Consider the following 25,103-nt stretch of genomic DNA (forward strand, 5'->3'; position numbering starts at 1 on the left):
GAGCGGGGGACGTCAGGTGATCTTCACCCCGTCCTGGCGCATGATCACCCACTGCTGGGCGACCGACAGCAGGTTGTTCCAGGCCCAGTAGATCACCAGCCCCGCCGGGAAGCTCGCCAGCATGAAGGTGAAGACGATGGGCAGGAAGGCGAAGACCTTCTGCTGCACCGGGTCGGGCGGCGCCGGGTTCATCTTCTGCTGCAGCCACATGGTGATGCCCATGAGGATCGGCCAGGCACCCAGCATCAGCATCGACGGCGGGTCCCAGGGGATCAGGCCGAACAGGTTGAAGATGGAGGTGGGATCGGGCGCCGACAGGTCGTGGATCCAGCCGAAGAACGGGGCGTGGCGCATCTCGATGGTGACGAACAGAACCTTGTAGAGCGCGAAGAACACCGGAATCTGGATCAGGATGGGCAGGCAGCCCGCCATCGGGTTGACCTTCTCGCGCTTGTACAGCGCCATCATCTCCTGGTTCAGGCGGGCCTTGTCGTCGTCGAACTTCTCGCGCAGCTCCTGCATCTTCGGCTGCAGCTTCTTCATGCGGGCCATCGCGTGATACGACTTGTTGGCCAGAGGGAAGAACACCAGCTTGACGCAGACGGTGAAGACCAGGATGGCGATCCCGAAATTGCCGATCGTCCCGGCCAGGAAGTCCAGCGCGTAGAAGAACGGCTTGGTCAGGAAATAGAACCAGCCGAAATCGACCGCCAGGTCGAAATTGGAGATGGTGTAGCGCTCGGCGTAGCTGTCGAGCAGCTTCACCTCCTTGGCGCCGGCGAACAGCCGGGTGGTGTCCTCGGCGGTGGCGCCGGGGGCGACGGTGACCGGGGTGCCCATCAGGTCGACCTGGTAACGGTCCTCGCCGCCGCGGCTGGTGTAGAGGAAGCGCGCGGTGGCGCCCTTGTCCGACTCCGGAACCAGCGAGACCAGCCAGTACTTGTCGGTGATGCCGATCCAGCCGCCGGTGGTGGTCCGGGTGATGGTCGGCTCCTCGCGCAGGTCGCCGTAGTCGACCTCGGTCAGCTTGCCGTCGAAGACGCCGAGCGGGCCCTCGTGCAGGATGTAGAAGCCGGCCGTCTGCGGCGTGCCGTGGCGCGAGGCCAGGCCGTAGGGCAGCAGCTCCACGGGCTGGCCGGTGGTGTTGCGCACCCGCTGGGTGACCGTGAACATGTAGTCCGGGTCGACCGCGATGGTGCGCTCGAACACCAGGCCCTGGCCGTTGTCCCAGGTCAGCGTCACCGGGGAGTCGGCGGTCAGGGTGGCGGCGCCCTCGGCGCTCCAGCGGGTCGCCGGCCCCGGGGTCGGCACCGCGTTGTCCGTGGGGACCCAGCCGAACTCCGCGAAATAGGCGTGCGGCGCCCCCTGGGGCGACAGCAGCACGATCTCGGGGCTGCCCGCCGCCGGCGTGAGGTGGTAGTCGGCCAGGGTCAGGTCGTCGATGCGCCCGCCCACCAGGTTGACCGACCCGTGCAGCGACGGCGTGTTGATGCGCACGCGCTGGCCCTCGGCGACCTGCTCGGCGATCAGCTCCGCCCGGTCGCGGGCCACGCCCGGCACCGCCGTGGCGCCACCGGCGCCGGGCACCGACGCGGCGCCGTCGGCGCCGGGGACGGCGACCGTCTGCCCGGTCTGCGTCTGCTGCTGCGCCAGATCGGCCTGGCGCTGCTGGACCCGCGGCGCCTCGTAGAGGAACTGGAAGCCCAGCAGAATGGCGATCGACAGCACGATCGCGAGGAGGAGGTTGCGTTGGTCGGTCATGGTTCCCCGAGTGTGTCCGTCGGGCCTTTCAGTGGGCCGCCTTGGGGCGTCGCCGGCATGGCAAGGCGCCGGCTCTAATGATGGTGGTGGGCCGCGCCGCACGACCCGCCGCCGTGGCGGTGGTCGGGCGCGCGGTGTGGTCCGCTGGCCTCCTGGCCGGGTTCCGGGACGGGGTCGTACCCCGAGCCGCCCCAGGGGTGGCAGCGCGCAAGCCGCCGCACGGCCAGCCAGCCGCCGCGGATCGCGCCGTGCTTAGATAGCGCGTCGAGCGCGTAGTTGGAACAGGTCGGTAGGTACCGGCAGGTCTGCCCGATGAACGGCGACAGGGTCCACTGGTAGACGAGGACCAGCGCGCGCAGCACGCGCACCGCTACGCCCGGGGTCCGGCGCTCCGCCGGAGCGGCCCGGGCCGAGCGGGACCGGAGGGCGGGCAGTCCGGGCGGCGGCGTCATGGCGTCGGCTCCTCCGGCGTGACCTCGCGCCACAGGCCGAGGCGCTTCAACGCGGCGCTCAGGTCGCCGATCAGCTCGGCCCAGGGCCGGGTGGCGGTGTCGCGCCGGGCCACCAGCACGAAATCGTGGCCGGGGGCGGCGTGCGCGGGAAGAATCTGGCGCGCCGCCTCGCGCAGGCGGCGGCGGGCACGGTTCCGGACGACGGCGTTGCCGACCTTGCGGCTTGCCGTCAGCCCAATGCGCAGCGGCGGCTCGCCGGAGGCGGGCCGCTGCCGGTCATCATGTCGGCGCACCTGCAGGATCAGGCCGGGGGCGACGTGCTTGCGGCGCGTTCCGGCCACGGCCAGGAACTCCGGCCGCCGCTTCAGGCGCCCGACCGCTCGGTCCGGCGCCGTCATGGCATCCTCAGGCGCTCAGGACCTTGCGGCCCTTGGCGCGGCGGCGGGACAGCACCTTGCGGCCGCCGACCGTAGCCATGCGGGCGCGGAAGCCATGCCGACGCTTGCGCACGATTTTGCTGGGCTGATACGTGCGTTTCACGACACTCTACTCCGTCAGATCGAACTCGGGACAAAACGAGCCCCGCTGTATAGAGACACGCGGTGGCCGAGTCAACGGGAAGCGGCGCCATTTTGGGCGCCGGGCTCTGGCGTGCGCCGCGGCCGCACCGGGCCCGGCCAGAGGGAATCGGCATGGTGGGCGGAGCGGATTGGCAGGGGGCGTTTCCGGGTCTGGCCGGGTTGGACGCCGATGTCCTCGGCCGCGTGCGGGCGGGGGCGCACGTGGTCCGGCTGCCCCGCGGCACCGTGGTGTTCCAGCCCGGCAGCCCGTGCCACAGCTTTCTGATGGTGGTGGACGGGGCGGTCCGGGTGCAGATGGTCGGCGAATCCGGCCGGGAGATCGTCCTCTACCGCGTCCAGCGGGGCGAGACCTGCATCCTCACCACCGCCTGCCTGATGTCGCGGGCCGACTACACCGCCGAGGGGGTGGCGGAATCCCCGGTGACCGCCGTGGCCCTCGACGCCGCGCTGTTCCACGATGCCGTGGCCCGGTCCGCCGTGTTCCGCGATTTCGTCTTCGCCTCCTTCGGGGCGCGCCTCATGGGCATGATGATGCTGGTGGAGGAGGTGGCGTTCGGCCGCATCGACCTGCGCCTCGCCCGCTTCCTGCTGGACCACCGGGACGCCGGGGGCGGCCTCGACGCCACGCACCAGGCCCTGGCGGTGGAGCTGGGAACGGCGCGCGAGGTGGTGAGCCGGCAGCTCAAGGAGTTCGAGCGGCGCGGCCTGGTCGGCCTCGGCCGCGGGCGCGTCGCGGTGCGCGACGGCGCCGCCCTGGAGCGGCTGGCCGGGACCTCCCAGGCCGGGCCCTCCCAGGCCGGGGCTGCCGGCGGGTGGCGGGCGTCGTCCGGCCACGGTGACTAGGTCACAGACGGCGCGGGCCGCCGGGCGTACAAGTCGGGGGTTGGCAGCCGACACGCCAACCAACACCGAACCAACATGAGGACCGCGCCATGCCCACGAATGTCGGTGGCGTCGACCGCGCCCTGCGCGCCGTCGTCGGCCTGATCCTGATCGCCCTGGTGTTCGTCGGGCCGCACACCCCCTGGGGGTGGATCGGCTTGGTGCCGCTGCTGACCGCGGTGATCGGATTCTGTCCCGCCTACACCCTGTTCGGCATCAAGACCTGCCCGGTGTCGCGCGACCACGCCGCGTGACGGCCCGGCCCCCCGGCGCCGACACCGGCGCCGGGGCGGCCCCGGCCGCCTACTGCGGCGAGCAGCCCTTCCAGGTCATCTCCTGCATGGTCGCGTTGGCGAACAGCAGGTAGATCAGCACGGCGTTCTGCGCCGGCGGCGCCATCGCCGCGACCGCGCCCTTGCGGATCGCGTCCTCGGCCGATTCCAGCGGCCCGAGGTCGAGCCCGAGCTTGCCGAGCTGTGCGGACGGATCGCCCGCCTTCAGAAGCGACTCCGTCGCCGACATGGCGACGCCGTGCGCCGTCTTCATGTAGTCGTCGTAGTGCTGGCGCAGGGCGTCGCAGCCGCTGCCGGCGGCCGGCTGCGCCGTGGCGCCGCCGGCCAGGCACAGCCACGCGGCGGCGGTTGCCGCGGCGATGGCGGCGGTGGGCGCAAGGGTGCGCAGGGGCATGATCGGGTCTCCCGGGCGATGGCGGTTCCCCTGGCAACAGGGGCGCCGCCCAGGTGTCGCGCCGGCCGCCGCGCCCGGCCTGCCCCTGACCGCGTCAGCCGCGCGGCGCGTGCTTGTTGAGGATGCGTTGCAGGGTGCGGCGGTGCATCTTCAGGCGCCGGGCCGTTTCCGACACGTTGCGCTCGCACTGCTCGAACACGCGCTGGATGTGCTCCCAGCGCACCCGGTCGGCCGACATGGGGTTGTCCGGCGGCTCCGGCAGCGGGCGCCCATCGGCCAGCAGGGCGGATTCCACGGCGTCGGCGTCGGCCGGCTTGGGCAGGTAGTCGACGGCGCCCGCCTTGACCGCCGCCACCGCGGTGGCGATGTTGCCGTAGCCGGTCAGCATGACGATGCGCGCGTCGGGGCGCGCGTCGCGCAGGCACTTCACCACGTCCAGGCCGCTGCCGTCGAGCAGCCGCAGGTCGACCACCGCGAACGCTGGGGCCGATTCCTGGGCGACCTCGATGCCGAGCTGCACGCTGTCGACAGCGACGACGTTGAAACCGCGCTTTTCCATGGCGCGGGCCAGGCGAAGGCGGAACGGCGCATCATCGTCGACAATCAGCAGGCTGCGAGTCACATCCCCGGTGAAGGTGAGATTGGGGGCCTCGCTCGCGGGACTCTCATCCGTGATCATCGCGTTGCTCATCCTAGTCTTCCGGTTCGAGGACCGCCCGCTGCCACCGTACGACAACGCGCGCTCCACCGCTACGATTGTTGCTGTAGCCAACAGTCGCGCCGGTCTTTTCGAGCAGGGTCTGCGCAATGAAGATCCCCAGCCCCATGTGACCGCCGCCACGATCGCCGCGCGTCGAGATGTAAGGCTCGCCGATGCGGCTCAGCACAGTCGGCGGGAAACCGGGCCCGTCGTCCATGATCGAGATCATGGCCGCGTCGGAATCCCAGGCCACCGCCACGCGGACCTGCCGCTCGGCGAACTGGAAGGCGTTTTGCACGTAGTTGCCGAGGCCGTGCAGGATCTCCGGGCTGCGGCGCACCACCGGCTCCTCGCTCTCGGCGGCGCCGTCGCGCTCGACCTGCAGGAGGATGGGACCCGCGGCGTGGGGGGCGGCGGCCTCCTCCATGAGGGCGGTCAGCGGCAGCCGCTCGAACGGCGCCCCGCCGTCCGCCTCGGGCTTGCGGGCGAGCTCGGCCAGGATCTCGCGGCAGCGCATCACCTGGCTCTGCAGCAGCGCCACGTCCTCGGCGAAGGGGCCGTCCGGCGGCAACTCGCGGGCCAGCTCCTTGGCCACCACGGCGATGGTGCCCAGCGGCGAGCCCAGCTCGTGCGCGGCGGCCGCGGCCAGCGCCCCCAGCGCCCCCAGCCGTTGCTCGCGCGACAGGGCGAACTGGGTCGCCGACAGGGCGTCGGCGAACCGCCGTGCCTCCTCCGCCACGCGGAAGACGTAGGCGGCGATGAACACCGACGACACCGACAGGGACAGCCAGATGCCGAAGGCGTAGAGCGGGACCGCCGCGGGCAGCGGTTCGGGCCAGGGCAGCGGGTACTGCCACAGCGCCAGCACGGTCAGGCAGCCGAGGCTGAGGCCGGTCAGCAGCACCACCGAGTAGCGCGACAGGATCGCCGCCGCCACCGTCATGGGGGCCAGGATCAGGATGGCGAAGGGGTTGGTGAGGCCGCCGGTGAGGTAGAGCAGCAACGACAGCTGCAACATGTCGTAGGCGAGGTAGAGGGCGGCGTCCCGGTCGGGCAGGCGCATCCGGCCGCCGCGCTGGGCCATCGCCACCAGGTTCAGCAGCACCGACGCGCCGACCGCCGCCAGCACCGGGCCCAGCGGCAGGTCGAAGCCGAGGGCGAACTGGACGACGACCACGGTGGTGAGCTGGCCGACCACGGCGATCCAGCGGATCAGGATCAGCGTGCGCAGGGTGATGCGGCCGTCACGCGCCGACCACATGGCCTGGGTGGGCGGCTGTGCGAGGTCGGGATCGGGGCGGGACTCGGGCACGGAGTCGAACGTCATGGGCGTGGAATATCCTTCGCTGGCAACCATATAGTGGCGCCATGATCGAGTATGCCATCACGGTCGAGGGGCTGACCAAGCGTTTCGGCGCGGTCGCCGCGGTGGGCGGCCCTGACGGGGAGGGCCGCGGCGGGATCGATTTCGCGGTGCCGCGCGGCGCCGTGGTCGGCCTGCTGGGCGGCAACGGCGCCGGCAAGACCACGACCATTTCCATGATTCTCGGGCTGTTGCTGCCCACCGCCGGGCGGGTGTGCGTGCTCGGCGTCGACATGGCGCGGGACCGCTACCGCGCGCTCGGCCGGATGAACTTCTCCTCCCCCTATGTCGATCTGCCGCACCGCCTGACGGTGCGCGAGAACCTCACCGTGTACGCCCGGCTCTACGGACTCTCCGGGGTGCGGCGGCGGGTCGCGGAGCTGGCCGAGCAGCTCGACGTGGCGGGGTTCCTCGACCGGCCGGCCGGCAGCCTGTCGGCCGGGCAGAAGACCCGCGTGGCGCTGGCCAAGGCCCTGCTGAACCGCCCCGACGTGCTGCTGCTGGACGAGCCGACGGCCTCGCTGGACCCCGACACCGCCGATTGGATCCGCACCTATCTCGAGCGCTACCGCGCCGAATCGGGGGCGGCGATCCTGCTCGCCTCCCACAACATGCAGGAGGTCGAGCGGCTGTGCGACACGGTGCTGGTGATGCGCGCCGGCGTCATCGCCGACCGCGGGGCGCCGGAGGCGCTGGCCTCCCGCTACGGCCGCGCCACCCTCGAGGAGGTGTTCCTGGACATCGCCCGCCACCGCCGGCCGGAGGCCGCGGCGTGACCGCCGCGGGTTCGGCGCGGCGCATCGCCGCCATGGTCCTGCGCTACTGGTACCTGCTGCGCGGCTCCTGGCCGCGGCTGCTGGAACTGGCCTACTGGCCCACCGTGCAGATGGTCATGTGGGGCTTCATCAATCGCTTCATGGCGCAGCAGAGCGCCTGGTTCGCCGAGGGGGCCGGCGTGCTGATCGCCGCCGTGCTGCTGTGGGACGTGCTGTTCCGCGGCCAGCTCGGCGTGTCCATATCGTTCCTGGAGGAGATGTGGTCGCGCAATCTGGGCCACCTGTTCGTCAGCCCGCTGCGCCCATGGGAATGGGTGGCGTCGCTGATGGCCATGAGCCTGATCCGCACCGTCATCGGCGTGGTGCCGGCAGCCCTGCTGGCGATCCCCTTCTTCGGCTACTCCGTGTTCTCGCTGGGCCTGCCGCTCGCCCTGTTCTTCGCCAACCTGCTGGTGCTGGGCTGGGCGCTGGGGCTGTTCATCATGGCGATGATCCTGCGCCACGGCATGGGGGCGGAGGGGCTGGCGTGGATCGTCGTGTTCGTCCTGGCGCCGGTGAGCGCCGTCTACTACCCCGTCGCCGTGCTGCCCGCCTGGCTGCAGCCGCTCGCCCTGGCGCTGCCCTCGACCCACGTGTTCGAAGGCATGCGCGCCGTCGTCTTCGAGGGTGCTGTGGCGTGGGGCCACCTCGCCGCGGCGACCGGGCTGAACCTGCTGTGGCTGGCCGGCGGAAGCGCCGCGTTTCTCTGGTCGTTCCACGACGCCCGCAGCCGCGGCGCCCTGCTGCAGACGGGCGAGTGATCGGCGGCGTCTGGATCGTCCTGCGCCGGACGTGCTAGGGTCCGCCACCGACGTCATTTCAGGATTCCGTAGAGCGCCATGAAGCTGTCCGAGATCGCCGCCGCCCTCGACGCCCGGATCGAAGGCGACGGGTCCATCGAGATCGCCCGCGCCGTCCATCCCGCCGAAGCCGAGGCGGACGGCGACCTCGCGCTCGCCATGGACAAGGACCTGCTGGCCCTGCTGGCCGGCAGCCGGGCCCGCGCCGCCGTGGTCGCCGAGGGCGCGGCGCTGCCCGCCTCGGTCGACGGCGCCATCGTCGTCCCGCGGCCGCGCTACGCCATGGCCGGGCTGCTGGACCTGTTCGAGCGGCCGGTCCACGCCGAGCCGGGGGTCCATCCCACAGCGGTCGTGGCGGCGGACGCGGTGGTCGGCGCCGGGGCGTCGGTGGGCGCCTTCGTCTATGTCGGGCCCAGGGCGGTGGTGGGCGAGCGCACCGTCCTGATGCCCCACGTCACGGTGGGGGCCGAGGCGCGGATCGGCGCCGACGGCCTGCTCCATTCCGGCGCGCGCATCGGCGAGCGGGTGGAACTGGGGGCGCGCTGCATCGTCCAGCCCAACGCCGCGGTCGGCGCCGACGGCTTCAGCTTCGTCACGCCCGAGCCGGGCAGCGTCGAGTCGGCCAAGGCGACCGGCGCGGTCGGCGCCACCAACGTGATCATCCGCCGCGTCAACTCGATCGGCACGGTGATCGTGGGCGACGACGTGGAGATCGGCGCCGGGTCCTGCGTCGACCGCGGCACCGTCACCGCGACCCGCATCGGCAGCGGCACCAAGATCGACAACCTGGTCCAGATCGGCCACAACGTGCGGATCGGCACCAACTGCATGCTGTGCGGCCAGGTCGGCATCGCCGGCTCGGTGGTGGTCGGCGACCGCGTGGTCATGGCCGGCAGGGTGGGCGTCGCCGATCACGTCACCATCGGGTCGGACTGCGTGTTCGCCGCCTATTCCGGGGTCGCCTCCGACGTGCCGGACAAGTCGGTCTACATGGGCATTCCGGCCGTGCCGCGGGCCCAGGCGTTCTCGCAGCTGAAGAGCCTAGGCCGTTTGAAGCGGCTGTTCTCGGACGTGGCAGGCCTGAAGAGCCGCGTCACGGCGGTGGAGGGACGCGCTAACGTTTCCGGCGACGCGACGCCGGAGACGGGACATGAGCACAGTTGAGAACGACGTCCTCGCCATCATCGCCGCCAAGGGCCAGGTCGAGCGCGCCCGGCTGGCGCCCGAGGCCAGGCTGGCCGATCTGGCCATCGCCTCGCTGGACGTGATCGAGATCGTCTTCGCGCTGGAGGACCGCTTCAAGGTGGAGATCCCCTTCAACGCCAACGACGCCCGCACCGAATTCGCGACGGTCGGCGACATCGTCCGCGCCGTCCAGGGGGTGGTGGCCCAGCGCGGCGCGGCCTGAGGCGCCGCCCGGTGCCCCGCGCCGCGGCGCCGGTGGTGATCACCGGCCTCGGCGTCGTCGCCCCCATCGGCGTCGGCGTCCCCGCCTTTTCCGACGCCCTGTTCGCCGGCCGCTGCGCCATCCGCCCGCTGACCCTGGTGCCGACGGAGCGACTCGGCGTGCGCATCGCCGCCGAGGTTCCGGGCTTCGTGCCCGAGGACTATTTCCCGGCGCGCCGGCTGGGCCTGCTCGACCGGGTGTCCCAGTTCGCCGTGGTGGCGGCGCGCGAGGCGGTGGCCATGGCCGGGCTGGCGTTCGACCCGGCGCTGGGGGCGCGCACCGCGACGGTGCTGGGCACCGGGGTCGGCGGCATCGCCACCCTGGACGAGGGCTACCGCCGCCTCTACGGCGAGGACGCCCAGCGCCTGCACCCCTTCACCATCCCGCGCCTGATGGTCAGTGCCCCGGTCTCCCACGTCTCCATGGAGTTCGGCCTGACCGGGCCGGCCTTCACCGCGGCCAGCGCCTGCGCCTCGTCGGGCCACGCCATCGCCATGGCGCTGCTGCTGCTGCGGTCCGGCCTCGCCGACGTGGCCGTCACCGGGGGCGCGGAGGCCAGCCTGTGCCTGGGCGCGCTCAAGGGGTGGGAGGCCATGCGGATCGTCAGCCCCGACACCTGCCGGCCGTTCAGCCGCGACCGCAGCGGCATGGTGCTGGGGGAGGGGGCGGCCGTGCTGGTGCTGGAGACGGCGGCCCACGCCGCCGCCCGCGGCGCCCGGCCCCTGGCCGAGCTGGCGGGCGCCGGCCTCACCGCCGACGCCCGCGACATCACCGCGCCGGACCGCGACGGCGCGGCGCGGGCCATGCGCCTGGCCCTGGACGACGCCGGCCTGGCCCCGGGCGAGGTCGGCTACGTCAACGCCCACGGCACCGGCACCACCGCCAACGACGCCTGCGAGGCCGCCGCCATCGTCGACGTGTTCGGCCGCGACGCGCCGCCGGTGTCGGCGTCGAAATCCCTGTTCGGCCACGCCCTGGGCGCCGCCGGCGCGGTGGAGGCGGTGGCCACGGTGCTGGCGCTGCGCCACGGCATGCTGCCGCCCACCGCCAACTTCACCGAGGCCGACCCCGCCTGCCCGGTCGACCCCGTGGCCAACGTGGCGCGCCGGGCGGCGGTGGCGGCCGCGCTCTCCAACTCCTTCGCCTTCGGCGGGCTGAACGCGGTGCTCGCCTTCCGCGCCGTCTGAACGGGGCGCCGTGGCTCAGCCGGCGGCGGCGGCGATCTCGTCGCGCATGAAGGCGATGAAGCGCGGGTCGCTGGCATAGGCGACGTTGATGCGCAGGGCCGGCGCCTGGCCCGCCCGGTCCACGGCGAACACCGAGCCGGGGGCGAGGAAGATGCCGGCGGCGGCGGCACGCCGGGTCAGCGGCAGCTCCTCCATGCCCGGCGGCAGCAGGCCCCAGACGTAGAGGCCGCCGTTGGGCGGGACGAACAGGGGGATGCCCAGCCCGTCCAGGTTGGCCAGCGCCTCCTCGGTGGCGGTCTCGATCCGGCCCTTGAGGCGGCGCAGGTAGCGCAGGTACTGGCCGCTGGCGATGACGCTGTAGACGATGCGCTCCAGGTAGTCGGAGGTGCTCACCACCGTCAGCATCTTGAGGTCGCAGAGCATGCCGATCAGCGGGTGCTTGCCGGCGACGTAGCCGACGCGGACGCTGGCCGACAGGGTCTTGGAGAAGGTGCCGACGTAGATCACCCGGTCGAGCTGGTCGAGCGCCGCCAGGCGCGGCGCCGAGGGGGGCAGGATGTCGGCGAACGGGTCGTCCTCGACGATGTGGAAGCCCGCCTGCTCGGCGATCTGCAGCACGCGGTGGGCCACCGCCGGCGTGATCATCCCGCCCGTCGGGTTGTGGGCCAGCGACTGGGTGAAGAAGATCTTCGGCGTGCGCGCCGCCGCCTTGGCGGCGAGGTCGTCGAGGTCGGGGCCGTCGGGCAGGCGCCGCACGCCGACCACCTCCACCTTGCCCAGCTTGAGCTTGCCGAACAGCGGGTAGTAGCCGGGGCTGTCCACCAGGACGGTGTCGCCCGGCTCGAGGATCTGGCGGGCCACCAGGTCCAGCGCGTGGTTGGCGCCCTGGGTCAGCAGGATCTGGTCCGCCGTCGCCGCGATCGAGCGTTCCGCCAGGGCCAGGGCGATGCGCTCGCGCAGCGGCAGGTAGCCCCAGGGGTTGCCGTAGCCGTGCTCGCCGTCGACGCTGCGCGACGGCTTCATCAGCCGGCCGTGGTTGCCGATCTCGAAGCGCTCCATCCACGATGGCGGGGGCCGTCCGTCGCCGATCCGCACCGCGTAGGTCTGCACCAGCTGCTCGCGCAGCAGGGACACCAGGTCGACCGCCTCGGCGACGTGGGACGACGGCCGCTCGACCGAGCGGGCCGGCAGGCGGGCGACGTAGTAGCCCGAGCCCTGCTTGGACTCCAGGCGGCCGAGCGCCACCAGCCGGTCGTAGGCCTCCGCCATCGTGTTCTTGGAGACGCCGTACTCCTGGGCGCCGGCGCGCACCGACAACAGGCGCTCCCCCGGCTTCAGCCGGCCGCCATCGATCAGACCGACCACCTTCGCGACGATGCCGTCCACGCGCGTCATGGGCGCCTCTCCCCGTCCGTGGTCAATGTGTCCCAAGGTGTTGGCTGGGACAGTCTGGGCGATAATCCGGAGAACTGTCCCTTGCGCTGTCCCTTTATAACACGGAATATCGGCCCAGCAACGGCCCACCCGTCCAGTCATCCGGGCCCCAACAATCCAATCCGGAGGGAGAGCGTCATGAAGTCCATCAACCGCCGCACCGCCTTGAAGACAGCCGGTCTCGGGGCCGCCGCGGCCGCCGCGGGCAGCGCCGTCGCCGCCCCCGCCATCGCGCAGGATGGCGTGACCTGGCGCATGCAGTCCCTGTGGGACGGCGGCACGACGCCCCAGGCGTTCGAAGAGCGGTTCGTCAAGCGGGTGGCGGAGCTGACCGACGGCCGCTTCAAGATCCAGCTGTTCTCGGCCGGGCAGATCGTGCCCGCCGCCCAGGCCTTCGACGCCGTGCGCGGCGGCGCCTTCCAGATGATGAAGACCTTCGACGGCTACGAGGCGGGCAAGATCCCGTCGCTGGCCTTCACCAGCACGGTCCCCTTCGGCTTCCCCGAACCCGACCAGTACGAGGGCTGGTTCTACGAGCTGGGCGGCCTCGAGATGGCCCGCGAGGCCTACGCACCGGCCGGCCTGCACTACATCGCCCCCACCGTCTACGGCCCGGAGCCGATCCATTCCACGTTCCCGATCAAGACGATCGCGGACATGAGCGGCAAGAAGGGGCGCTTCGTCGGCCTCGCCTCCACGGTCATGGGGGCGCTGGGCGTGGCCGTGTCGCCGCTGCCCACGGCCGAGGTCTACGCCGCCCTCGACAAGGGGCTGATCGACTTCGCCGACCGCGGCGACCTCACCGCGAACCTCGAGGCCGGGCTGGCCGAGGTTGCCAAGCACATCGTCATGCCGGGCCCGCACCAGCCGACCACGGCGACCAGCTACGTCGCCAACCGCGGCGCCTACGAGACGCTGCCCGAGGCGTTCAAGGCGGCGCTGTCGGCGGCGGCGCGCGAAACCTCCGCGGCGCTGCGCCAGCACATCCTGGTGGCCGACGGCAAGGCCATCGAGGCCTTCAAGGCCAAGGGGGTGGAGGTGACCACGCTGGACCCGGCGGACATGCGCCAGGGCCGGGTCAAGGCCCGCGAGGCCTGGCAGGCGGCCACCAAGGGCGACGCGCTGGCCGGCAAGATCCTGGAGAGCCAGGTCGCCTTCATGAAGCGCCTGGGCCTGCTCACCTGACCGGGGGCGCACCGCCGTCCCGTCACAGCGCCACGGGGGCCGCCGGCACGGCGGTCCCCGTCCTTCCCGTTTCGAGACGCCAGCCATGCCAACCGCGATCCGCCACTACGTGCGGGGTGTCACCGCCTTCAACCGGCTGCTGTTCGGCGTCGCCGCCGCCCTGATGGGCGTGGTCGTGCCGGTCATGCTGTACGAGGTGGTGAGCCGCTACCTCTTCAACGCCCCCACCACCTGGGGGATGGAGCTGGCGACCCTGCTGTTCGGCCCGTACTTCCTGCTCGGCGGGCCGTACCTGCTGCACACCCACGGCCATGTCAACCTCGACCTGGTGCGGCGCGCCCTGCCGGCGCGCTGGGACCGGGTGCTGGAGCTGCTGAACCACCCCGTGATCATCCTGTTCTGCGCCATCCTGCTCTACTATTCGTGGCCGCTGGCGGTGCAGTCCTGGCAGTTCGGGGAGACCTCCTTCTCGGCCTGGAACCCGCCGATCTGGCCGGTCAAGTTCGCCGTCCCCGCGGCCCTGGTGCTGCTGGCGGCGCAGAGCGCCGCGGAGTTCCTGCGGGTGCTCTTCCGCGATCCCGGGGCGATCTCCCACGAACCGCCGGCCGGCGAGGGCGGTGCCGGCGCCGGCGCCGGGGGTGCGGCATGACCCCGACCGCCATCCTGCTGGTCATGTTCGGCGGCCTGACCCTGTTCATGCTGACCGGACTGCCCATCGCCTTCGTGCTGGGCGGCCTGTCGCTGCTGATCACGGTCACCCTGTGGAACGCCGACGCCGTCGTCATCCTGGTGCTGCAGATCTTCGACACCATGCGGTCGGAGGCGCTGCTCGGCATCCCCCTCTACATCCTCATGGCCAGCATCCTCCAGCGCTCGGGCATCATCGAGGAGCTGTACCGGGCCATGGAGCTGTGGTTCGGCCGGGTGCGCGGCGGGCTCGCCATCGGCACCGTGGTCATCTGCGTGGTCATGGCGGCGATGACCGGGGTGGTCGGCGCCGCGGTCACCGCCATGGGCGTGCTGGCCCTGCCGGAGATGCTGCGCCGGGGCTACGACCCGCGCCTGGCGACCGGGACCATCTGCGCGTCCGGCACGCTGGGCATCCTCATCCCGCCCTCGGTGCTGACCATCGTCTATGCGGTGACCGCGCAGATCTCCATCGGCCAGATGCTGATCGCCGGCATCGTCCCCGGCATCCTGCTGGCCGCCCTCTACGTCGCCTACATCCTCGCCGTCTCCTACCTGCGCCCCGGCATGGTGCCGGCCGGATCGGGCGAGCGGGTGGCGCTGTCGGTCAAGCTGGCCAGCCTGCGCACCCTGGTGCTGCCGGCGCTCATCATCCTGATGATCCTCGGCTCCATCTTCTTCGGCATCGCCACGCCGACCGAGGCGGCGGCGGTGGGCGTGCTGGGGGCGGTGGTGTCGGCCGCCCTGCGCCGCCGGCTCACGGTGGACGCGCTGGCCCAGGCGTCGATGGAGACCCTGAAGGCGACGGCGATGATCTTGTGGATCACCATTGGCGCCAAGGCCTACGTCGCCATCTTCACCGGGCTGGGCGGTGCCGACACGCTGATGGGCGCCATCCGCGGCCTCGACGTGCATCCCTATCTGATCCTCGCGGTGATGATGCTGGTGCTGGTGTTCCTCGGCACCGTGCTCGACGAGATCGGCATCATCCTGCTGACGGTGCCGGTGTTCCTGCCCATCGTCCGCTTCCTCGGCTTCGACGAGGTCTGGTTCGGGGTGCTGTTCGCCCTGACCATCCAGATGGGCTACATCAGCCCGCCGTTCGGTTACACGCTCTTCTACATCAAGGGACCGCTGCCCCGGCACCTCGGCATGGACGTCGTCTACCGCGGCATCATCCCGTTCTTCGTGCTGCAGATCCTGGGTCTTCTCATCTGCGCCGCCTTCCCGGGTCTGGTGACCTGGCTTCCCCGCATCATGATCGGCGGCTGAGCCGCCCCAATCCCGCCCATCGGAGTATCGACCGTGACCACCCAGGCCAAGACATCCCGTGTCTCCGGTTTCCACAAGAAGACCCCGCGCGAACGGCTCGACTTCGTCGCCGCCTTCGCCGGCCTGGACGGGGAGACCGTCGCCCACCTCGCCAACATGGGCAACCTCGACCCGCACCTCGCCGACCACCTGATCGAGAACGTGGTCGGCACCATGAACATCCCCGTCGGCATCGCCACCAACATGCGGGTCGACGGCGAGGACGTGCTGATCCCCATGGCGACCGAGGAATCCTCGGTGGTCGCCGCGGTCTGCAACGCGGCGCGCCAGTGCTACGACAGCGGCGGTTTCATCACCTCCATGTCCGGTTCCTTGATGATCGCCCAGGTGCAGCTGGTCGGCGTCGCCGACCCGTTCGCCGCGCGCGTCAAGATCCTGGAGCGCCGCGACGCCATCAAGGAGGTGTGCGACGCCTGCGACCCCGTGCTGGTGCGCCTGGGCGGCGGCTTCCGCGACGTCGAGGTGCGGGTGATCGACAGTCTGGGCGGGCCCATGGTGGTCACGCACCTGATCGTCGACACCCGCGACGCCATGGGGGCCAACGCCGTCAACAGCATGGCCGAGGCCCTGGCGCCCCACGTGGCGCAGTGGACCGGCGGCCGGGTGTACCTGCGCATCCTCTCCAACTACGCCGACCGGCGCCTGGCGCGGGCCCGCGCCACCTGGACCTGCGAGGCGATCGGCGGCGCCGGCGTGCGCGACGGCATCGTCAGCGCCTACCAGTTCGCCGAGGCCGACCCCTACCGGGCGGCGACCCACAACAAGGGCATCATGAACGGCATCTCGGCCGTGGTGCTGGCCACCGGCAACGACACCCGCGCGGTGGAGGCGGGGGCCCACGCCTACGCCGCCAAGGACGGCCGCTACGCCAGCCTGACCCGCTGGGAGGTGACCGCCGAGGGCGACCTCGCCGGCACCATCGAGGTGCCCATGGCGGTCGGCCTGATCGGCGGCGCCACCAAGCTGCACCCGACCGCGCGGGCCAGCCTGAAGATCCTCGGCGCCGGGTCGGCCGACCGCCTCGCCCGCACCATCGCGGCGGTGGGCCTGGCCCAGAACTTCTCGGCCCTGAAGGCGCTGGCGACCACCGGCATCCAGAAGGGCCACATGGCCCTGCACGCCCAGAACATCGCCATGATGGCGGGCGCGGTCGGCGCCGAGGTCGACGCCGTGGCCCGCGTGCTGGTGGAGCGCGGCACGGTGCGCATGGACGTCGCCGAGGCGGAGTTGAAGCGCCTGCGCGGCTGAGCCCCGCCCGCCCCGGCCGCCCCGCCCGTCAGGCCGGCGCGAAGACCTCCGGCCACGCCGCCATCAGCGCCGAATCCACCTCCGGCAGGGTCACGAGGTGGCCCAGTGCCACCATCGAGGTGACGCCGTGCTGGCTGATGCCGCAGGGCACGATGCCGGCGAAATGGGACAGATCCGGCTCCACGTTCAGGGCGACTCCGTGGAAGGTGACCCAGCGGCGCACCCGCACGCCGATCGCGGCGATCTTGTCTTCCTGGCCGGGCAGCCCGCCGTAGGGGCCCTTGTCGACCCAGATGCCGACCCGGCCGTCGCGCCGCTCGCCCTTGATGTTGAAGGCCGCCAGGGTGCGGATCAGCCACCCCTCCAGGGCGCAGACGAAGGCCCGCACGTCACCGCCGCGCCGCTTCAGGTCCAGCATGACGTAGGCCACGCGCTGGCCGGGGCCGTGGTAGGTGAACTGGCCGCCGCGCCCGGCGCGGTGGACGGGGAAACGGCCGGGGTCCAGCAGGTCCTCGTCGCGGGCGCTGGTGCCCGCGGTGTAGAGGGGCGGGTGTTCGAGGAGCCACACCGTCTCCGGCGCGGTGCCGGCGCGGATTGCCGCGACGCGTTCCTCCATGAAGGCCAGGGCCTCGTCATAGGGCACGGGGGTGTCGCTGATGCGCCATTCGATGGCGCCGGCGGCGCCGGACGCGATGGCGCCGGCGGCGCCGGACTCGATGGCGCCGGCGGCGCCGGGGTGGGGGATGGGACAGGAGAGCGTCACTTTTTTTCCCAACGGTGCGATTGCATGGCTTGATCCGGTTCGAAGAGTCTGGTATTCCCCCGCTCCACCCGGACGCAAGCCCAATCGGGCCCGGACGGACTACCAGCCCTGCGGTCGTGGCGGAATTGGTAGACGCGCAGCGTTGAGGTCGCTGTGGCCGAAAGGCCGTGGAAGTTCGAGTCTTCTCGACCGCACCACTCTCTCCCGCGGGAGGGGGTGCACTGGAAAACGCACAACGCCGGCCCCTGCCCTGGGGCCGGCGTTGTGCGTTTCGGGGGTCTGGCCCGCGGCGCGGGGAGGCCGCTCAGCGCAGGGTGGCGACGTGGTCCAGCGCCATGCCGCGCAGCGCCCGGGCGACCCGGGGATGGGCGTTGACCACGGTGACGCTGCCGTGAACGTCGCGGCAGCGGTTGGCCAGCGCGAACAGCATGCCGACGGCGGAGGCGTCGAAGAACGTCACGCACCGGACGTCGACGCACACCTCCGGCCGTGCCGCGAAATCCCACTGGGTCAGCAAGTGCTGAAAGCGGTCGCGGTCGTCGTGGGTGAAGCGGCCCGACAACAGGATGCCCTGCCGGCCGTCGACCTCGGCAAAGGTGTACTCCATCTCTCCTGCCCGTCTTTGGTGGCGCTGCGCCGGCAACATCCTCGTCGAACATCACCATGGATCGGTCAAAAAGACAAGAAATCGGCAAAAAAACTTAAGTCAAGCTGTCGGGATCATTTGTGCTCGTTTCAACAAATTATTTGAAATGCCGCTGGATGGTCCCGCTCCGTCGGCGGTCGGGGGCCGCCGGGCGGGACGTCCGGGACCCGCGGGACCGCGGCCCTGGACAAAGCGGCAGGGCGCCTATATTCGGTGGGCGCCCCGCCGCCGCGCCTCGGCCGCGGCACTCACCCCCGAAGCCGCAGGAGGGACGGATGCCGGCACCCGACCCGTCTCAGCCGCAGGCCCCGCCGCCCGGCGGCGCGCCCGCCGACCGGTCCCAGGCGTTCCGCGAGGAGGAGGAGGAGCGGTCCTACGGCGTCGAGCCGGACTTTGTGGACGAGGTGTGCGCCCTGCTGCACGCCGGCCGGCGCGACGAGGTGCGCGCCCTGCTGGACGAGCTGCACGCCGCCGACGTCGCCGACCTGCTGGAGCAGACCGGGCCGGACGAGCGCGAGCAGCTCATCGACGTCCTGCGCCCCGGGTTCGACGCCGAGGTTCTGTCCCACCTCAACGTCGACCTGCGCGAGGAGGTGCTCGACCTCTTCGAGCCCAAGGAGCTGGCGGCCGCCGTCGCCGCGCTCGACACCGACGACGCCGTCGACCTCATCGAAGACCTGGAGGAGGAGCAGCAGCGCGAGATCCTCGCCAACCTGCCGGCCGAGACCCGGGCCCTGGTGGAGGAGAACCTCACCTACGAGGAGTACACCGCCGGCCGCCTGATGCAGCGCGACCTGGTGGCGGTGCCGCAGTTCTGGACCGTGGGACGGACCATCGACTATCTCCGCGCCGGCGGCGACGAGCTGCCGGAGGACTTCTACTCCCTGTTCGTGGTGGATCCCCTGCACCGGGTGGTGGGGGCGGTGCCGCTGTCGCGGGTGGTGCGGCAGAAGCGGGCGGTCCGCATCGCCGATCTCGCCACCGACGAGGTCCACGCGATCTCCGCGACCACCGACCAGGAGGAGGTGGCCAACCTGTTCCGCCAGTACGCCCTGGTGTCGGCCCCGGTGGTCGACGGCCGTGGCCGGCTGCTCGGCGTGATCACCGTCGACGACGTGGTGCACATCATCGACGAGGAGGCGGAGGACGACATCTTCAAGCTGGCCGGGGCCGGCGAGGGCAGCATCTACCGCTCGGCCATCGACACCGCCAAGGCGCGGGTGACGTGGCTGGCCATCAACCTGCTGACCGCCTTCGTGGCGTCCGGCGTGATCGCCCTGTTCGAGGCGACCATCGAGCAGATCGTGGCGCTCGCGGTGCTGATGCCCATCGTCGCCTCGATGGGCGGCAACGCCGGCACCCAGACCCTGACGGTGGCGGTGCGGGCGCTGGCCACGCGGGAGCTGTCGGAGGCCAACGCCATGCGCGTGGTCGGCAAGGAGATGCTGGTCGGCATCCTCAACGGAATCGTCTTCGCCGTGCTGTGCGGGCTCATCGCCGCGGCGTGGTTCGGCACGCCGATCGGCGCGGTCATCGCCGTCGCCATGGTGGTCAACCTGTTCATCGCGGGGCTCAGCGGCGTGCTCATCCCACTGGGCCTCGACCGCATGGGGGTCGACCCGGCGGTGGCGAGCAGCGTTTTCCTCACCACCGTGACCGACGTCGTCGGATTCTTCGCCTTCCTCGGGCTGGCCAGGGCCGTCCTGGTGTAACCTGCCGTCACGAACCCCGGTGACCCAACGCCCAGCGGAGGCCGCAGCCCCATGCCCGAGACGACCTTTCAGCCCCGCGATCCCGCCTGGGAGGCACGCTGCCGCGCCAGCTTCGCGGCCCAGCCCATCGTCCGCACCCTGGGGGTGGAGATGGCGCGCCTGGAGCCGGGGCGGTGCGAGATGCGGCTGCCGTTCCGCGCCGACCTGACCCAGCAGCACGGCTTCCTCCACGCCGGCATGATCAGCATGCTGGCCGACAACGCCGGCGGCTTCGCCGCCTACACCCTGATGCCCGCGGGGGCCGAGGTGCTGGCGGTGGAGTTCAAGATCAACCTGATGGCCCCGGCCAAGGGCGAGGTGATGATCGCCCGTGCCCGCGTGCTGAAGGCGGGGCGGACCCTCACCGTCTCGACCATCGAGGTGGCGATGCTCGACGGCGGTGCCGAAACGGACGTCGCCGTCATGCAGCAGACCTGCATCGCCCTGGCGGGCTGAGGGCGTCGTTACACTCTGTTACCGAAACGCCGGCGGCGGACATCCGCCGGTTACACCGCAGGGCCAGTGTGGAGAGCGACCACCACGCCGTCCCCCCTCAGGTGCTGCCATGTCCCCCGCCCTCAAATCCCTGACCCGCGACATCGTCACCCCGCTCACCGTCGTGACCTTCGTCGTGTCGACCGTCACCGGCGTCATGCTGCTCGCCCACTGGAACGCCGGCCTGGTGCGCTTTTCCCACGAATGGCTGAGCGTCGTCTTCTCGGCCGTCGCGCTGTGGCACCTCGTGCGCAACTGGCGCGCCTTCACGCTCTACCTGCGCCGCAACGCGGCGCTCGCCGCCTTCGCCCTCAGCCTCGCCGTGTCCGTGGCGGTGACCGCCCTGACCGGGACCACCGGCGGCGGGGGCAATCCCGGCGCGGTGTTCCGCGCCCTGGCCGAGGCGCCGCTGGGGTCCGCGGCGCCGGCGTTCGGCCTGCCCCCGCAGGACGCCGTCGCCCTGCTCCAGGCCCGGGGCATCGACGCCGACGCGACGGAGACGCTCGGCGCCATCGGCGCGCGCGCCGGCATCGGCGGGGCCGGCGTGGGGACGCCGCTGGCCCCGGCCCGCCGCTGAGTCCCGCCGCTGAGTCCCGTCCCTGAGTCCCGCCCCCGGATTGCCGCCGCCGATCCGTCCGGAGTACGCATTTAGAAGATGTCTACGCCCGGCGTTCCGGCTATAATGCTGCAGGGCACACCAATATCCCAAGTCGCAATAGGGTCAAGGCGGGCGTGACGCCCGCGGGCAAGCTGTCGCACGCCCGCGGACAGTCGTGACCGCGCCTCGCTGTGCGCGTTGCGAGTCCTGCGGCCTCTGCGCTTGCCCCGGCAAAGCAGAGGCGCCGCCGCGGGGCAATCGACGGGTGGCATCGCGCACCGGCCGATTTGGCATATGTGGTGCTGGCGTGTGCGGATACCGGCAGGAGAGCGGTTTGGCTCTGGGTCGCATGAGGAAATGTGTCGCGATTGTAATGGCTTGGAAACCGTTTGTTGCTTGCGTTCGGCGCATTGCTGCGGGCATTTTAGCAATGTGCTCGGACTTTGGTGGGAAGCCGATGGGGCCGGGGCAGGCCGATCGGCGGGGAATGCGAGGGGGGACGATGATGCGTACGTCTGTGATCGGAGCGAGCCTGGCGGCCCTTCTGGTGGCCACCCCCGCGCTGGCGGACGGCGTTGACGCACCGGCTCCCCAATCGGCGGTGGCGGCCCCGGACCTGCCGTCGGGCGCGGTGGTCGAGGATTTCATGTGGTACCGGATCGAGCCGCTGAACTCGACCCCGTCCATGGCCCGCTATCTTGCCAATGAATGCGTGATCGCCGGCGTCGGTGCCATGGCGGTGACGGCGCTGCTGGCCAGCCCGGTGGCCCCCGCGGTGGCGGCGGCGCTCGGCGCCGGCCCCGGCATGACCCTGCTGGAGATCGGGGCGATCGGCTGCGGCGGCGGCATCGCCGCCGGCGTGGCCTCGGCCAGCGTCGTCTGGGCGTGGGAAGAGGAAGACCAGATCCGCGACACCGCCCAGACCCAGATCGCCGCACTGTTCGACAACGCGAACAAGGCCACGGCCGCGGTCGGGGCACAGGTGGCGAAGGCGCTGAGCGCGCCGGTCGAGACGGTCCAGACCACCATGGCGGCCCTCACCGAGGGCGCGGCCGGCCTGCTCGGCCAGAGCGGCCAGGCCGCCGGGTCGGCGGTGCAGATGGCCGCGGCCACCATGACCGGCTGGTGGTACGGCCAGCCGCAGGGTGTCGACGACTTCGTCACCTACGAGACCGCCAGCATCGCCGGCCTGCGCGACGCCGACATCGTCATCCACTGATCCGACCCGCGGGCGTCCCATCGGGCCCGCCCGCCGCCTCGACCCCGACCCTCCCCCGCTGGCGCGGGGGAGGGTTTTTTGTGGTGCGCCCAGCGGGGGCGCGCCGGGGCGAGCGCGGAGCCGCTACAGGGACAGGCTGTTGACGAACGCCGCCAGCGCCGCGCGCGCCGTCTCCACCGCCTGGCGGGCGGTGGCGAGTTCGGCGGTGACCGTCTCCAGGCGGGTTTCCCGCTCGCCCATCTTGTCCAGGGTGCGGCGGTGGAGGTCGCTGTCGCGCGGCAGCGCCTCCAGGTTGGTGCGCAGCCGGTCCTGGTCGCGCAGCACCTCCTCGCGCTCCCGCTCGAGGTCGGTCACGGTCCGCTGGTGGCCGGCCAGGGCGCCGCGCAGCTCCGCCGTGCGCTGCAGAGCCTGGCGCACCGCCGGCGCCAGGGCCTCGGCGTCGGCGTAGGCGGCGACGCGCTCGGGCGCCAGGTCCGTCAGGGCGATGCGGTCGACCCGCGGACGGCGCATGACGACCTCCAGCGTGGCGCTGCCGCCGGCGGGCACGGCGACCGGCAGGCGGTAGGCGTCGGCCGTCGCCTCGGCCGTGCCATCCGGGGTCGCCGCGGCCGGCTCCGCCAGCTCCCAGCCGGGCGCCCGGGGGTGCTCGACGATCACCGTGCGCGCCGGGGCCGCCGGGGCCGCCGCGGCGGCCGCCAGGGTGTAGGTGGTGGCGCGGCGCTCCTCGACGGTGAGTCGCAGGATGCCGTCGGCGATGGTGGCGCGGGTCAGGGTCTGGCTCGGCCGTTCGACGCGGTCGACGGTCACCGTCTGGTCCAGCGCGAAGCTCAGCAGCCGGTCCTCGCCGGCGGGCAGGGCGGCGAGGCGGGCGTCGCCCACGTACGACACCCCGGCCGCCGGCCCGCCCTGCTCGTACAGGGTCAGCACGCCGGGGGGCAGCCCGCTGCCGGCGTCGTTGGTCACCCGGACCGCGGCCAGCGGGTGGCGCGGGTGGGTGTCCGGGCGGTAGAGGTCGACGGTCTCCGCCGGCACCGGGCGGGCGACGATGGGCAGCATCAGGGAGCGCCCGCTCTCCACCGTCACCGGCCTGGGATAGTGGAACACCACCTGGGCCGTCGCCTCGCGGCTGTCCGCCGCCAGCAGGTCGGCGGGGCGCTGCGGCACCGGCGCGGCCTCCGGCGCGGCGGCCATGGCCGGGGCCGGCGGCGGCGCCCCGGCCGGGCCCATGCGCAGCAGCGACGGCGGGGCGCCCTTGGCCGAGGCCGCGTCCGCCGATTCGGCGATGGCCAGGCTGCCCTCGTCGGGCGGCGGCAGCACGCGGCCGAGCACCTCCACCGGCACCTCCGGGCGGTCGACGTAGTAGGAGCGGTACAGGGCCTGGTGGAAGGTCACCGGATTGCCGGACACCACCGTCAGGTCAACCTCGCGCCAGTCGCCGCCGCTCATGTTCTCCAGCACCGCCCAGCCCTGCAGCGCGCCGGCGCCGCCGGCGCCGGCACCGCCGCCGGGAAGGGTGAGGCGGTAGGTGGCCTTCCACAGCGGCGCCGCGACGACGTAGCCGACGCGCACCGTGCGCGGGGTGTCGCCGCCGGTGGTGCGGACGGTCAGGCGCCGGCGGTCGCGCTCGCCATGCTCGGCCAGGGCGGCCAGGGCGTCGTCGACCTGGCCCTGCAGCGCCGGGTCGACGAACAGCAGCGACTCCGCGTCCTCCAGCACCAGCTGGCGCAGGCCCGCCGGGGTGGCGAGGGTGACCCGGTGGCGGGTCGTCGTGCCGCCGCCGTCGGGAAGCTGGACGGTCTCCGCGTTGACGCTCAGCAGCCGCCCGGCAACCTCGCGGGGGCCCCGCACCCGCACCTCGGCGCCGCGCAGGGATTCCAGCAGGGCGGCCGGCGACGCGAGGGCGGCGGCGTCGAAGGGCAGGTCGCGGAACGCCTGGTCGAGCGGCGCCTCGCCCGGCAGGGCGATGGTGCCGACGCCGCCGGCGTCGTCGTAGACGACGATGCTCTTCAGCACGTCGTCGATCTGGTCGCGGCGGACGTCCAGGGTGAGCACGGCGTCGCCGGTCACCCGTGCCTCGTGCTCGAAATAGCCGACGCCGCCGGTCGACAGCAGCACCCGCTTGAGGTCGAGCCCGGCGCCGTGGGCGGGGACGGCGACCAGCAGCAGCGCGGCGGCGGCGAGCGTCGGCCGGGCGGCGCGGTGCGGGCGGTGGGGCATGGCGGAGACTCCGTTGGCGGGGATCGGGGTTGTTTCCCGGCCATCCATAGCGGCGGAATCGGGAAACAATGCGGCGGCGATGGCGGCCGGGTGCGCGCGCCCGGCCCCCCATGCAACGCCCGGCGGCCGGCCGTCGCCCCGGCGCCCCGCGGTTTTTCCAACTTTGGCGTTGCGCGGTGGTCGCCGTGTGCGATCCTCTCCGCCCTCGCACGCGAGCTCAGAAGAGGACACACAGTCATGGCGCGCACCCTCATTTCGTCCGGATCGGCGTTCGAATCGGTGGCCGGCTACTCACGCGCGGTCGTCGACGGCAGGTGGGTGTTCGTCTCCGGGACGACCGGCTTCGACTACGCCGCCGGCACCATCGCCGACGACGTGGTGGAGCAGGCCCACCAGACCTTCCGCAACATCGGGGCGGCCCTGCAGCAGGCCAAGGCGGGCTTCGCCGATGTCGTCCGCGTCCGCGTCATGCTGACCGACGCGGCCGACTTCGCCACGGTGGCGCCGGTGCTGGGCCAGTACCTCGGCGAGTCGCGGCCGGCCAACACCACCATCGTGTGCGGGCTGGTGGATCCCCGCATGAAGATCGAGGTCGAGGTGACGGCGCGCCGTTGAACAGCCCGCCCGTCCGGTCCACCGGGGGGCCCCCTCCGGGACGCCACGCAAAAAAATCCCCTCCCCGGGGGACGGGGAGGGGAGGCAAGGGGAAGCATCCGGTCACCCTCCGGGCGCTTCGGGAAGCTCAAGCCGTGCCGGCGCGGCGTCGACGGGCGGATCGTCCATCCGGCGCCCTCCGGCGGGAGGTCACGCATCCAACGACTTCATTTGAGGGCGTCTCCATGTCTCCTTGATG

At 72.1% G+C, this 25,103-nt stretch carries 27 protein-coding genes and 1 tRNA gene; 17 read left to right on the top strand and 11 right to left on the bottom strand.

What is annotated here, in order from left to right:
* Positions 1-12: 12 nt before the first annotated feature.
* The 4 genes from yidC to rpmH all read right to left on the bottom strand — a co-directional run bounded on the left by yidC (position 13) and on the right by rpmH (position 2,753).
* On the bottom strand, positions 13-1,761 hold the full coding sequence (gene yidC / locus AC6H2I_RS24745; protein ID WP_497503428.1) for a membrane protein insertase YidC: 1,749 nt from the start codon (positions 1,759-1,761) through the stop codon (positions 13-15).
* A gap of 74 nt (positions 1,762-1,835) precedes the next feature.
* Positions 1,836-2,213, bottom strand: coding sequence for a membrane protein insertion efficiency factor YidD (yidD, locus tag AC6H2I_RS24750; protein ID WP_497503429.1), 378 nt, complete (start codon positions 2,211-2,213; stop codon positions 1,836-1,838).
* Positions 2,210-2,611, bottom strand: coding sequence for a ribonuclease P protein component (gene rnpA / locus AC6H2I_RS24755; protein ID WP_497503430.1), 402 nt, complete (start codon positions 2,609-2,611; stop codon positions 2,210-2,212). Before rnpA ends, yidD begins: the two co-directional genes overlap by 4 nt.
* A 7-nt stretch (positions 2,612-2,618) precedes the next feature.
* Positions 2,619-2,753: a 50S ribosomal protein L34 gene (gene rpmH / locus AC6H2I_RS24760; RefSeq protein WP_029011064.1), complete on the bottom strand. Its 135-nt coding sequence runs from the start codon at positions 2,751-2,753 to the stop codon at positions 2,619-2,621.
* A 152-nt stretch (positions 2,754-2,905) separates the two neighbouring features.
* Here rpmH and AC6H2I_RS24765 point away from each other — a divergent pair, with 152 nt between their 5' ends.
* Together AC6H2I_RS24765 and AC6H2I_RS24770 are read left to right on the top strand one after the other, a co-directional pair.
* Positions 2,906-3,637 carry a Crp/Fnr family transcriptional regulator gene (locus AC6H2I_RS24765; RefSeq protein WP_497503431.1) on the top strand — a complete coding sequence of 244 codons (732 nt, stop codon included), beginning with the start codon at positions 2,906-2,908 and terminating at the stop codon, positions 3,635-3,637.
* An 89-nt stretch (positions 3,638-3,726) separates the two neighbouring features.
* Positions 3,727-3,930 (top strand): YgaP family membrane protein, encoded by a 204-nt coding sequence (locus AC6H2I_RS24770; RefSeq protein ID WP_497503432.1) that lies wholly within the window; start codon positions 3,727-3,729, stop codon positions 3,928-3,930.
* Positions 3,931-3,979: 49 nt separating this feature from the next.
* On the opposite strand, the gene AC6H2I_RS24775 is transcribed toward AC6H2I_RS24770, so the two are convergent.
* From AC6H2I_RS24775 to AC6H2I_RS24785, 3 genes are all read right to left on the bottom strand, one after another.
* Positions 3,980-4,363, bottom strand: coding sequence for a hypothetical protein (locus AC6H2I_RS24775; protein ID WP_497503433.1), 384 nt, complete (start codon positions 4,361-4,363; stop codon positions 3,980-3,982).
* Positions 4,364-4,457: 94 nt separating this feature from the next.
* The gene (locus AC6H2I_RS24780; protein ID WP_497503434.1) at positions 4,458-5,054 is read right to left on the bottom strand and encodes an ActR/PrrA/RegA family redox response regulator transcription factor; all 597 of its coding nucleotides are present in this window, start codon (positions 5,052-5,054) and stop codon (positions 4,458-4,460) included.
* 1 nt (position 5,055) lies between these two features.
* Complete coding sequence (locus AC6H2I_RS24785) at positions 5,056-6,390, bottom strand: ActS/PrrB/RegB family redox-sensitive histidine kinase (protein ID WP_497503435.1); 1,335 nt, start codon at positions 6,388-6,390, stop codon at positions 5,056-5,058.
* A 41-nt stretch (positions 6,391-6,431) separates the two neighbouring features.
* On the opposite strand from AC6H2I_RS24785, the gene AC6H2I_RS24790 reads away from it, so the two are divergent.
* From AC6H2I_RS24790 to AC6H2I_RS24810, 5 genes are all read left to right on the top strand, one after another.
* Entirely contained in the window at positions 6,432-7,202 is a 771-nt protein-coding gene (locus AC6H2I_RS24790) for an ABC transporter ATP-binding protein (protein ID WP_497503436.1), read from the top strand.
* Positions 7,203-7,234: 32 nt separating this feature from the next.
* Positions 7,235-8,002, top strand: a complete 768-nt coding sequence (locus AC6H2I_RS24795) for an ABC transporter permease (protein ID WP_497503472.1) — start codon at positions 7,235-7,237, stop codon at positions 8,000-8,002.
* 78 nt (positions 8,003-8,080) lie between these two features.
* On the top strand, positions 8,081-9,205 hold the full coding sequence (lpxD, locus tag AC6H2I_RS24800; RefSeq protein WP_497503437.1) for a UDP-3-O-(3-hydroxymyristoyl)glucosamine N-acyltransferase: 1,125 nt from the start codon (positions 8,081-8,083) through the stop codon (positions 9,203-9,205).
* Positions 9,192-9,449 carry a phosphopantetheine-binding protein gene (locus AC6H2I_RS24805; RefSeq protein ID WP_497503438.1) on the top strand — a complete coding sequence of 86 codons (258 nt, stop codon included), beginning with the start codon at positions 9,192-9,194 and terminating at the stop codon, positions 9,447-9,449. The genes lpxD and AC6H2I_RS24805 overlap by 14 nt, the downstream gene beginning before the upstream one ends.
* A gap of 11 nt (positions 9,450-9,460) precedes the next feature.
* On the top strand, positions 9,461-10,675 hold the full coding sequence (locus AC6H2I_RS24810) for a beta-ketoacyl-[acyl-carrier-protein] synthase family protein (protein ID WP_497503439.1): 1,215 nt from the start codon (positions 9,461-9,463) through the stop codon (positions 10,673-10,675).
* Positions 10,676-10,690: 15 nt separating this feature from the next.
* Here AC6H2I_RS24810 and AC6H2I_RS24815 read toward each other — a convergent pair whose 3' ends face one another.
* Complete coding sequence (locus tag AC6H2I_RS24815; protein ID WP_497503441.1) at positions 10,691-12,070, bottom strand: aminotransferase-like domain-containing protein; 1,380 nt, start codon at positions 12,068-12,070, stop codon at positions 10,691-10,693.
* 177 nt (positions 12,071-12,247) lie between these two features.
* Here AC6H2I_RS24815 and dctP point away from each other — a divergent pair, with 177 nt between their 5' ends.
* The 4 genes from dctP (at position 12,248) to AC6H2I_RS24835 (ending at position 16,561) form a co-directional block, all read left to right on the top strand.
* Positions 12,248-13,294, top strand: coding sequence for a TRAP transporter substrate-binding protein DctP (dctP, locus tag AC6H2I_RS24820; RefSeq protein ID WP_497503442.1), 1,047 nt, complete (start codon positions 12,248-12,250; stop codon positions 13,292-13,294).
* An 85-nt stretch (positions 13,295-13,379) separates the two neighbouring features.
* Positions 13,380-13,943 carry a TRAP transporter small permease subunit gene (locus tag AC6H2I_RS24825; RefSeq protein ID WP_497503443.1) on the top strand — a complete coding sequence of 188 codons (564 nt, stop codon included), beginning with the start codon at positions 13,380-13,382 and terminating at the stop codon, positions 13,941-13,943.
* Positions 13,940-15,253 (top strand): TRAP transporter large permease, encoded by a 1,314-nt coding sequence (locus AC6H2I_RS24830; RefSeq protein ID WP_497503444.1) that lies wholly within the window; start codon positions 13,940-13,942, stop codon positions 15,251-15,253. The genes AC6H2I_RS24825 and AC6H2I_RS24830 overlap by 4 nt, the downstream gene beginning before the upstream one ends.
* Before the next feature lie 33 nt (positions 15,254-15,286).
* Positions 15,287-16,561, top strand: coding sequence for a hydroxymethylglutaryl-CoA reductase, degradative (locus AC6H2I_RS24835; RefSeq protein ID WP_497503445.1), 1,275 nt, complete (start codon positions 15,287-15,289; stop codon positions 16,559-16,561).
* Between the two features lie 28 nt (positions 16,562-16,589).
* Here AC6H2I_RS24835 and lipB read toward each other — a convergent pair whose 3' ends face one another.
* Positions 16,590-17,231: a lipoyl(octanoyl) transferase LipB gene (gene lipB, locus AC6H2I_RS24840; protein ID WP_497503473.1), complete on the bottom strand. Its 642-nt coding sequence runs from the start codon at positions 17,229-17,231 to the stop codon at positions 16,590-16,592.
* Positions 17,232-17,434: 203 nt separating this feature from the next.
* Between lipB and AC6H2I_RS24845 the strand changes: the two genes are divergently transcribed.
* Positions 17,435-17,521, top strand: a tRNA-Leu gene (locus AC6H2I_RS24845).
* A 107-nt stretch (positions 17,522-17,628) separates the two neighbouring features.
* Here AC6H2I_RS24845 and AC6H2I_RS24850 read toward each other — a convergent pair.
* A complete protein-coding gene (locus AC6H2I_RS24850; RefSeq protein WP_497503446.1) occupies positions 17,629-17,931 on the bottom strand; it encodes an STAS domain-containing protein in 303 nt (100 codons plus the stop codon).
* A 314-nt stretch (positions 17,932-18,245) separates the two neighbouring features.
* On the opposite strand from AC6H2I_RS24850, the gene mgtE reads away from it, so the two are divergent.
* From mgtE to AC6H2I_RS24870, 4 genes are all read left to right on the top strand, one after another.
* Positions 18,246-19,682, top strand: a complete 1,437-nt coding sequence (mgtE, locus tag AC6H2I_RS24855) for a magnesium transporter (protein WP_497503447.1) — start codon at positions 18,246-18,248, stop codon at positions 19,680-19,682.
* A 51-nt stretch (positions 19,683-19,733) separates the two neighbouring features.
* Complete coding sequence (locus tag AC6H2I_RS24860; RefSeq protein WP_497503449.1) at positions 19,734-20,177, top strand: PaaI family thioesterase; 444 nt, start codon at positions 19,734-19,736, stop codon at positions 20,175-20,177.
* 109 nt (positions 20,178-20,286) lie between these two features.
* Positions 20,287-20,793, top strand: a complete 507-nt coding sequence (locus AC6H2I_RS24865) for a DUF4405 domain-containing protein (RefSeq protein WP_497503450.1) — start codon at positions 20,287-20,289, stop codon at positions 20,791-20,793.
* Between the two features lie 523 nt (positions 20,794-21,316).
* Positions 21,317-22,033: a hypothetical protein gene (locus tag AC6H2I_RS24870; RefSeq protein WP_497503451.1), complete on the top strand. Its 717-nt coding sequence runs from the start codon at positions 21,317-21,319 to the stop codon at positions 22,031-22,033.
* Positions 22,034-22,156: 123 nt separating this feature from the next.
* Here the strand turns inward: AC6H2I_RS24870 and AC6H2I_RS24875 are convergent, their stop codons facing one another.
* A complete protein-coding gene (locus AC6H2I_RS24875; protein ID WP_497503452.1) occupies positions 22,157-24,250 on the bottom strand; it encodes a hypothetical protein in 2,094 nt (697 codons plus the stop codon).
* A 237-nt stretch (positions 24,251-24,487) separates the two neighbouring features.
* On the opposite strand from AC6H2I_RS24875, the gene AC6H2I_RS24880 reads away from it, so the two are divergent.
* On the top strand, positions 24,488-24,865 hold the full coding sequence (locus AC6H2I_RS24880; protein WP_497503453.1) for a RidA family protein: 378 nt from the start codon (positions 24,488-24,490) through the stop codon (positions 24,863-24,865).
* The last annotated feature ends 238 nt before the right edge of the window (positions 24,866-25,103 follow it).

The organism is Azospirillum sp. NS33, assembly GCF_059703765.1.